General features: G+C 55.7%; 6 protein-coding genes. 2 read left to right on the top strand and 4 right to left on the bottom strand.

Going from position 1 to position 9,694, the window contains the following annotated elements; all coding sequences use genetic code 11:
- Window positions 1–206: 206 nt before the first annotated feature.
- From Q5Y71_RS07890 to glmU, 4 genes are all read right to left on the bottom strand, one after another.
- Complete coding sequence (locus tag Q5Y71_RS07890) at window positions 207–1,253, bottom strand: LPD38 domain-containing protein (protein WP_306041417.1); 1,047 nt, start codon at window positions 1,251–1,253, stop codon at window positions 207–209.
- A gap of 495 nt (window positions 1,254–1,748) precedes the next feature.
- On the bottom strand, window positions 1,749–1,937 hold the full coding sequence (gene csrA / locus Q5Y71_RS07885; protein ID WP_306041415.1) for a carbon storage regulator CsrA: 189 nt from the start codon (window positions 1,935–1,937) through the stop codon (window positions 1,749–1,751).
- A gap of 576 nt (window positions 1,938–2,513) precedes the next feature.
- Window positions 2,514–2,711 (bottom strand): hypothetical protein, encoded by a 198-nt coding sequence (locus Q5Y71_RS07880; RefSeq protein ID WP_306041413.1) that lies wholly within the window; start codon window positions 2,709–2,711, stop codon window positions 2,514–2,516.
- A 121-nt stretch (window positions 2,712–2,832) separates the two neighbouring features.
- Entirely contained in the window at window positions 2,833–4,212 is a 1,380-nt protein-coding gene (gene glmU / locus Q5Y71_RS07875) for a bifunctional UDP-N-acetylglucosamine diphosphorylase/glucosamine-1-phosphate N-acetyltransferase GlmU (RefSeq protein WP_306041411.1), read from the bottom strand.
- A gap of 230 nt (window positions 4,213–4,442) precedes the next feature.
- Here glmU and Q5Y71_RS07870 point away from each other — a divergent pair, with 230 nt between their 5' ends.
- Window positions 4,443–7,796: an amidohydrolase family protein gene (locus Q5Y71_RS07870; RefSeq protein WP_306041409.1), complete on the top strand. Its 3,354-nt coding sequence runs from the start codon at window positions 4,443–4,445 to the stop codon at window positions 7,794–7,796.
- Window positions 7,797–8,551: 755 nt separating this feature from the next.
- The gene (locus Q5Y71_RS07865) at window positions 8,552–9,517 is read left to right on the top strand and encodes an alpha/beta hydrolase (protein ID WP_306041407.1); all 966 of its coding nucleotides are present in this window, start codon (window positions 8,552–8,554) and stop codon (window positions 9,515–9,517) included.
- The last annotated feature ends 177 nt before the right edge of the window (window positions 9,518–9,694 follow it).

Genomic DNA, 9,694 nt, shown 5'->3' with positions numbered 1-9,694 from the left:
AGTGTTAGACGCAAACCCAATTTATCTTTTGGCGACAAAATGGTTCGATGATTCAATTGTTTGTCAATTATTAATTCGGCAACTCTATATTGCGCAAAATACGCGGATAAACAAAGAAAATTACCGCAATTTATAGAGAAATATTACGTTGCCGGATTAATTACTTTGCCTTTATCAGTATCGCCAAGTTGGTTATTGTTAATCTGTTAAAAATCTGCCCCAGACTTTTGCGAGGCTTTGGCAGCCACCGCATCGATCCCCTTTTGAATCACATCCAGTTTTAGCTGCTTGGCCTTGCACGACATATCCTCGGCCAAAATACGCTCGCGTCGCTTGCGCAATTCACTCAAACGGCGGCTGGCTTGATTTAGTGGACGGCGCTGGGCCAGCTTGTTGCGGTGCTCGGTAACGAACTCTGCTCTTTCTCGTCCCCCCAAATCCTTCAAACTCGCCGCCAGTTGATTCAACTTTTTCAGACGTTCATAGAGATCGTTGACATATTGGGTGCTGTGAGGCGGCTTGGTGCCACGGTAAAAGCTTTTCAGTACAGGAATGTCCGTGGCCAGAAACTCCCCCTGATTGGGCTTGCCCTGCGCCAGGGACACCAGCATGTCTGAAGTCGATAAAATATAGGCCCCCATGGTCCCCGTATAGCCCACCCAAAAGTGCTCCATCTGCTTTGGAGACCAGCCTACCACTTGGGCCAAAGACACCATGGTATCGCTGGTAAAGCTGTTGTAACGGTCTTTGGGGAGCTTGCGCCGATCTCCCAGTGATTCAATGGGCTTGTCGAAGTGGAACGAGCGGTTAGCGTACAGCTCCACCGCGGGCAATAGCATCTGCGGGGTTAGGTTGAAGCCCAAGGTTTCCAGCAGCCCGTGCTGCATACTCCACAGTAGTTTCTCATCCGGCTGATTATCCAGTATCCAAGTGTGCATCATACGCTCGGGAATAGTCCCGGCGAGAATGCCTATTTCAAAGGGTTTCGGCACACGGATATGGTGACCCCAGAAGAAGACATGCCAGTAGGCGTCCTTCTCCCAGTCCGGCAACGACTGGTAGCGCTCATCGTCATCATTCCACAGTGCCAGGGCGGATGATACCAATGCAATCTTGGCCACTGCCATGCCCACCAGCGGGTCCATACGCCAGGTCCAGGGTTTGTGCAGTTCTCCTTTGAGCTCAGCGGCGCGCACCAGCTTTGACAGGCCCTGCAGGCGGGCATTGAGGAAGGGCACCACATCAACCAGCACATTTATTGCCGCCCAATTGCCACGCCTGCTGTACCTTGGCCGTGTTGCTAATGTACGAATCTGGCCTGAGAGTAATGGAATCCGTACGGCCGGGTTAAGGATATTGATTTTACAGAGCAATGCCTGTTTGTAAGGAAGCCAAGGGTGAGAAATGGAGAAGAGCCTTGCTTCCATAGTCCCTGTTGGAACCCCTTAAGGTACAAATCAACTACGCATTATCCATACATCAACAGGATATTCCTGAAGGATATGGTGAGGTCTACCTTCCTTTTGCATTACAGGTTCGCTGCGGGCCTGGTGCCAGGCTGCCAGTAAATACCGGTAAACGCCAGAGGGAGAGCGCTGGCATTACCGGCTTATTTCACACAACCAAATTTTGGAAAACAAATCACTGAAAGACGGTATGGGGTATGCGTATTGGGCATTCTCAAGCAATACGCAGCGGCGGCTACACAGTATTCTTGACAGGCTCCCCCCACTGGGCGAGCCGGTTTCTCAACGGCTCCCTTTGTTTAGCTCCTCTTCCTTTTGGATACGTATATACACTTCCTCACGGTGTACGGGCAGGGATTTGGGGGCCGCGATACCCACTCTGACCTGATTGCCTGAAATACCCAATACGGTGACGGAAACATTTTTTCCAATTCTGAGGTTCTCGCCTGGCCGGCGTTTTACAACCAACATAAACCTTTCCTTCCGGATCGCAAATCCTGGAGTGATTTTTTGTGATGGGAATAGCTGGAAAATAACGACGGGAGGCAAGGCAGGGTGGGGCGCGGGAACGGTAGGCGGTAAAGCAAAACAGGCGCGTGCAACGCTTCCAGAGCCTGGGCAACCACCCCTGGCGTCTGATAATGTCCCACTTTATTGAAGACGAGCGGGCTTCTAGCGTATTATCCATAGAGCCATTTTGATAGTTTACTTATCAATTTGGTTAGCTGGCCCCTGGTGTTGGTGCACCTTGGGTCAGCGCCTTTTACTTACGCTTAGGTCACGTACCGTTCTCCTGTGGAAGGGAAGGGGTTTGGGAAAATGCCTGGGTATTTCGATGCTATTGGGCCATTGGCGCTGAGCGGCTGGCCCAATTACAACCCATCACGCAGATAAATATTTATCGATTTTACGCCGCTCTTGCAGGAAAGAAAACGAAATACCATCCAATAAGATAATTTTGGTGCCACTATTTCTATTGATATGCGCACGAAAAAACGCAATGGCCCCATCAATACCACCCGTTGAGTAGGTCCGCTTTATTGCCATTCACCAGAGAATATCCCGGTGTGAATTTGCATCGACAATCGCCCCAGCCTGACTGAACTCGGCACGCTCAAGCAGCCGCACCGGGGCAAACAAGACCCCAATCATGCTCGATGCCAGCAAGCTGCCCGCAGACTTTGGCTTTGCGTAGCGTGCCTGCTGGGGCTCACTCGGCAGGAGTCCGGCAGGATCTGTGCCCACTGCCCCGTTTATCCTGGTAACGAAGCAATACCGAAACGGGTTAGTGGCTCACTCTGGAGTTTTGTAAGGAAGGGCGCCCCCTTGGATTGCGGAGGCGCAAGTGTTGCGGCAAGAGGCGGGTTTAAGGCAGGCGGTCACTGGCGTTTTTTTTGGCCGGGCGCTGCCAGCCGGTGATATTGCGCTGCCTGCCCCGCGCCACGGCCAACTCGTCCGCGCCCACTGCGTGGGTGATTGTGGAACCGGCACCCACGGTGGCGCCCCTGCCCACTTTTACCGGTGCCACCAGTGCGGTGTTGGAGCCGATAAAAGCGCCGTCCTCAATTTCGGTGAGGGATTTGTTCACACCATCGTAGTTGCAGGTGATGGTGCCGGCACCAACATTCACCGCTTCCCCCACGGCGGCATCGCCCACGTAGGAGAGATGATTGACCTTGCTGCCAGCGCCGATGGTTGCTTTCTTGATCTCGACAAAGTTGCCCACCCTGGCGCCCGTGGCCAGCCGGGTTCCGGGGCGCAGGCGGGCAAAGGGGCCGATGCTGCAGGCTTCGCCAACCTCGGCCTGCTCAATCACGGAATTGGCCTCCACACGGGTGCCATCCGCCAGGCGGCAGTTCCTCAACAGGCAGTTGGGACCGATCTGTACGCCCTTGCCCAGGGAAACGGTGCCCTCAAAAATACAGTTGATGTCGATGGCTACATCGGTGTCGCATTCCAGGCTGCCGCGGATATCAATCCGCGCCGGGTCCAGCAGGGTGACCCCCGCATCCATGAGTGCCACAGCGCGGGTGTGTTGCAAGGCGCGCTCCATCTGCGCCTGCTGTGCGCGACTGTTCACCCCCGCCACTTCCAAGGCATCGCTGGCGCGCACCCCGGTAACGGCGATCTCCTCACTGACCGCGCGGGCGATCACATCCGTGAGGTAGTATTCGCCCTGGGCATTGTCGCAGGACAATTCAGGCAACCAGCGCGCCAGCAGTTCCGCCGGCGCCGCCAGTATGCCGGTATTCACCTCGCGGATGCCGAGGGTGGCCGCATCGGCATCTTTCTCCTCAACAATCGCCTGTACGCGGCCCGCATCATCGCGCACTATGCGCCCGTAGCCGGCGGGGTTGGCCATCTCTACCGAGAGCAGCGCCGGGCCTTTATCCGCCGCTGACAACAACGACTGCAGGGTGCCCGCCTTGACCAGCGGCACATCGCCGTAGAGTACCAGCACCGAGGCCCCCTGGCGGAAATGGGGAATTGCCTGTGCCACAGCATGGCCGGTACCCAGTTGCTCCGCCTGTTGCACAAACTGCACGCCGCTGTCGGCAAAGCGGGCCTGCACCTGCTCGGCACCGTGCCCCACAACCACGGTGATACGCACCTCTTCAAGCTGTCTGGCCGTTTCAATCACGCGTCCCAGCATGGGGATACCACCGATCGGGTGCAGTACCTTGGGCAACCCGGAACGCATGCGCGAGCCCTTGCCCGCTGCCAAAACCACAACATCAATAGTCATCTTGAATCCAAATCCCGCTAGATCAGTCAACCGGGGCGCATTGTGGCCAGTCTGCCCCGCGAACTCAAGAGCGCCTCACTCCAGCGCAGCAGGTTGGCGCTCAACGCATTTGGATTGCCACGCGCGCCCTGGACCGGTAGCTTACCCTCTGTAAAATCAACAAGTTGCCTACTCAATACGCACACACAGAGCCGTCGTGCCAATAACAACATGGCGGGGGGAAAGTTATCATGATCACATTCAAGCACACCAAGCCGCGCTGGCGTTTGTTGGCGCCGGTTGCACTGGCGCTCACCCTGCCCATGGGGGCGGTCGCTGAAGCCGCAAAACAGCCACAAGAGCCGGCTGCAGAGGCACAGGAAGCTCAGCAGGAACCCTCCTGGGATATCAATAAGCCGGCTTACGATTTCAAGCCAATCCAGCTGGATACCCACGAAACCACCTGGAGCAACCTGGATATCAGCCCGGATGGCGACAGCCTCCTGTTCGATATGCTGGGCGATATCTACACCGTGCCGGTGAGCGGCGGTGAGGCGGTGGCCCTGACCAATGAGATCGCCTGGAATATGCAGCCGCGCTTCAGCCCGGATGGCAAAACCATTGTATTTATCAGCGACCGCGACGGCGCCGACAATATCTGGCTGATGGACCGCAATGGTGAAAACCTGCGCCAGCTCACCACGGAAAAAGAGAACCTGCTGCACTCGCCCAACTGGAGCCCCGACGGCCAGTATCTGGTGGCGCGCAAGGGCTTTATGTCCGAGCGCAGCATCCCCGCCGGGGAAATCTGGATGTACCACTATGGCGGTGGCGAGGGTCGCCAGTTGAAGGCGCGTATCGGCGGCGAGATTGCGCAGAAAAATATTGCCGACCCGGCCTTCTCCCCGGATGGCCGCTACGTGTATTACGCCATCGATACCACCCCCGGCACCGTGTGGGAGTACAACAAAAACTCCACCCGGGAGATTTTTGCCATCAACCGCTACGACCTGCAGGATGGGGAAGAGGAGACCTTTATCTCCGGCCCCGGTGGCGCCGTAGCGCCGGTTCCCTCTCCGGACGGCAGCAAGCTGGCCTTTATCCGCCGCCAGGACAACCAGACTTCCCTGTTCCTGAAAGACCTGGGCACCGGCCTGGAGACCCCGGTGTATGCGGGCCTGGAGCGGGACCTGCAGGAAATCTTCGGCCCCCATGGCAACTATGTGCAATACGACTGGATGCCCGATGGCGAGTCACTGATCGTGTGGAGCGGTGGTAAGTTCCTGCGTATTTCGGTACACGGCGACAGCGTTGCGCCAATTGAAACCCACGTAAAAGTCGAGAAGCAGGTGGCCGATGCGGTGCGCTTCCCGGTGGAAGTGGCTCCGGAAACCTTCGATGTAAAGATGATCCGCTGGGCACAGAAATCCCCCGACGGCAAACAAGTGGCATTCCAGGCCCTGGGCAAAATCTATCTACAGGATATCAACAGCGGTGAGCGCCACCGCCTCACCCGCCAGAATGACCACTTCGAGTTTTACCCCAACTGGTCCCGGGATGGCCGCGAGATCACCTATGTCACCTGGGATGACGAAAAACTCGGCCATGTGCGCGTGGTTTCCGCGCGCAATGGCCGCGGCAGGAACATCACCAGCCAGCCGGGCCTGTATGTGGAACCGACTTTCTCCCCCAGCGGTGATACCGTGGCTTACCGCCGCTTTACCGGCGGTTACCTGCTCAGCCCCGAGTACGCCCTGGAGCCGGGAATCTACCTGGCCGATGCCGGTGGCGACTGGCAACGGCGGGTGGTGAAGTCCGGTTATGAGCCCCACTTCGGTGCCAGCGGTGAGCGTATTTATTTCTCTGAATATGTTGGCGCCAACGGCGGCAAGCGCGTACTGAAAAGCACCAACCTGGAAGGCAAGGACGAGCGCGAGCACCTGCACGGCGCCGAGATCACCTCCTTCCGCTTGTCCCCCGACGGGCAATGGGTTGCCTTTACCCAGGACTTCAAAGCCTTTGTCGCGCCCTTTATGCACACCGGCAAATCCGAGGTGATCGGCCCCGATAGCAAAGCGGTCAAAGTCACCCAGGTCTCCAAGCGTGCCGGTGAAAACCTGCACTGGTCCGCCGATAGCGGCACACTCGGTTGGTCCCATGGCCCCAAACTGTTCGAGCGCGCATTAAAAGACGCCTTCCTCTTTGTTGCCGGTGCCCCCGATGCGTTGCCGGAGCCGGTTTCGGAGGGTATCGACCTGGGCTTTGAGCAGCCTTTCGACAACCGCTCGGGACTGGTCGCCCTGACCGGCGGTACCGTGGTCACCATGCGCGATGCGGAGAACACCCGCGAAATTATCGAGAATGGGGTTGTGCTGTTGCGCGGTAACCGCATTGTGGCGGTGGGCCCCGCTGCCGAGGCGTCTATCCCTGAGCAAGCGAAGCGCATCGACGTCACCGGCAAAACCGTGCTGCCGGGCCTGATCGACGCCCATGCCCACGGCGCCCAGGGACGCGAGGAGATTATTCCGCAGCAGAACTGGAACCTGTTTTCCAGCCTGGCGTTCGGGGTGACCACCATTCACGATCCCTCCAACGACAGCAGCGAGATCTTCTCCGCTGCGGAAATGCAGAAGGCCGGCCTGATTACCGGGCCGCGCATCTTCTCCACCGGCACCATTCTCTATGGCGCCAAGGGTCCCGGCTACAAAGCCAAGATCCATTCACTGGAAGATGCCCGCTTCCATGTCAACCGTCTCAAGGAGATGGGTGCCATCTCGGTGAAGAGCTACAACCAGCCCCGCCGTGACCAGCGCCAGCAGGTCCTGCAGGCAGCCCGCGAGGCCGGTATCATGGTGGTGCCGGAGGGCGGCGGTAAGTACCAGCACAATATGAATATGATTGTGGACGGGCACACCGGTATCGAGCACTCCCTGCCCATCGCCAATGTCTACGGCGATGTGGAGCAGCTGTGGGGCCAGACCCGGGTGGGTTACACACCGACCTTTGTGGTGGCCTACGGCGGCCTCTGGGGCGAGGAGTACTGGTATGACCGCACCGAGGTGTGGAAAAACCAGCGCCTGACCCGCTTTACTCCGGACTTTATCGTCAACCCGCGCTCCATCCGCCGCCCCACGGCGCCGGATGCCCACTACAACCACTTTAACGTGGCCCGCCAGGCCAAGCAGCTGCGCGACGAGGGTGTCACGGTGCACATCGGCGCCCACGGCCAGCGCGAGGGCCTGGGCGCGCACTGGGAATTGTGGATGATGGAACAGGGTGGCTTCACCCCCTGGGAGGCCTTCCGCGCAGGCACCATTGACGGTGCCCGCTACCTGGGTATGGACGGGGATATCGGCAGCATCGAGGCGGGTAAACTGGCGGACCTGATCGTGGTGGATGGCAACCCACTGGACAACCTGCGCCTGTCTGAAAATATCGCCTACACAGTGATCAACGGCCGGGTGTTCGAGGCGGAGACCATGAATGAGCTTGGCAGGGGAGAGCGCCTGGCATTCTTCCACGAACGCCTGCCCATCAGCGCCATGCCGGCACCCACCGCCGAAGCCATTCAGGCGAAGAGGGAGCGGCATCACTGGGTGCACTGATTGCGCAAACCCCCAGGGCACAAAAAAGGCCGGCAATGAAAATTGCCGGCCTTTTTATTGGGCCAAGAATATGCTCGCCACGGATCAATATATTGTTGCCAGCCATCACAACCAAGACACTTTTTTTAGTGTGGATATGAATACCATCCCATGAGTTTTGGGGAACATTCACGCTGGTTTGAACGGAGCTGAAGGATGCAGTTTAAAGGGCGCTTACGTGCCTCTGATAGAGACCCCATCCATGGTCTGGTAGGATTGCTGATGTCTCTGAGAATTTGGGGGGATATTAGCCAGGTCTAGTGACAAAATTCACCTCACAAAGCAAGACAACATCGCCGTGCGGACTGGATGTGCTAAATGCGCGTCAGCACTTTGGGCGTTATACACAATAGGGCCAACTGAGTTTAGGAACAAAGATTTATTATTATGAAGCGCGGTTTCAAGAATACGTGTGTTTTTTTAAAAAAATACAGTCCCTGGCCACTCAAAAAGTATGAACAATAGCCATCAGTTCCCATAGTACCCGAATTTACACTCACCAAATGCCAAACCGTTCTTATTCAGTGTGGGTAAAGCAACACATTGAAAAGCTTGGTTTGCCAGAACTCGCTCACAACCTGGTACGCCATTACCTGATTGCGAACGTCAAAAACAGTAACAGTAGCGAGTTGAATCCAGGATTTGTTATACTTTACGCTAGATACGTTTATCTAATAATCAATATGATAAAGTTACTCCCCCTCGTGATCCTATGTGTGTTGATATCTTCCTGCTCATCAGGGGTTGCCTTTTTTTTAGAAAAGTCCGAGAGCTTTCCCTACGAACAAATAATCACAGATGTAAAAATTGAGGAGTTGGGTTTTAACAAAAACCAATTCTGCTCCAATTCTGAGGGAGTCTGCATCAGTTATTTCTTTGCACCACCCATCACATCAAAAAAGCTTGGATATTCTATCGAAGTGGATTCGGGTAACCGCACTAATCATGTTGAGCTTGCTGTGCAAAGAGGCTCTCTGGCGAATACTTACTCTGGAACAATTGTTCTTTTGCACGGCTTTAGGGTCTCCAAGGAGTTCATGATCAATTCTGCGCTCTACTTTCGCTTCCTGGGGTATGAGGTAGTTGTCCCGGATCTTTTGGGACACGGAGAATCAGGTGGCACTAAAAAATACGGCGTGGGAGATAGCGGTGTTGTCAGCAATCTTATCGACGACCTGATCAGCAAGCAGACCATCAGCGGGGAGAAACTCTATCTTTTGGGTAGCTCCATGGGCGCATTAACAGCCGCACGGGTGTCCTCTAACCGCGATGACATCAGGGGACTTATTTTACAGGCACCGATGCCACCATTTGACACGGCTGTTTATAATTATTCCAAAGCAAACTATCCCTTACTTGGCAACCTTATTTCCGAAGAGCAATTTCGCAAGGGCGCTTTATTAGCACTAGAAAACGCCAATATTCAACTCAAAGACACTCGAATAGAACCGCTCCTCGTGGCCTCCGACACACCTGTTCTGCTGTTTTCCTCACCTGCCGATCTGGTATCGCCATACGACAATTTCAAAGCATTAAACGATCATACGATCAAAGTGATTGCGCTTGCAGATCGCAATCACGCCAGTATGGCAGTGATCGGGGAGACCGAGCACCAGGTGCTGCAGACATGGCTAATGGCGCAAGACAATGCCCCTGAGCAGAACCAACACCCCAGACCATAAGGTAAGGCTTTCGTCAAGGGCTCCACCCGCTACCTAAGATCACTTATAAATACCCCCAGTTTCAAGCAGACCACCAAGGGCTGTTGAAAACCACACTGAGGCACTGTCAGTTATCAGGCTAAATTGAATAACAACCAGAGGAGGCCTCTTACCGGATACTCTATCGGCAAACCGGAT

Source organism: Microbulbifer sp. 2205BS26-8, from assembly GCF_030731025.1.
Taxonomy (GTDB): Bacteria; Pseudomonadota; Gammaproteobacteria; order Pseudomonadales; family Cellvibrionaceae; genus Microbulbifer; species Microbulbifer spongiae.
This window is presented reverse-complemented; position numbering and strand designations above follow the sequence as displayed.

Excerpts from the sequence above, each read along its gene's own strand:
- csrA (WP_306041415.1), bottom strand. The coding sequence starts at position 1,937 with ATGTTGGTTGTAAAACGCCGGCCAGGCGAGAACCTCAGAATTGGAAAA.
- glmU (WP_306041411.1), bottom strand. The coding sequence starts at position 4,212 with ATGACTATTGATGTTGTGGTTTTGGCAGCGGGCAAGGGCTCGCGCATG.
- Q5Y71_RS07870 (WP_306041409.1), top strand. The coding sequence starts at position 4,443 with ATGATCACATTCAAGCACACCAAGCCGCGCTGGCGTTTGTTGGCGCCG.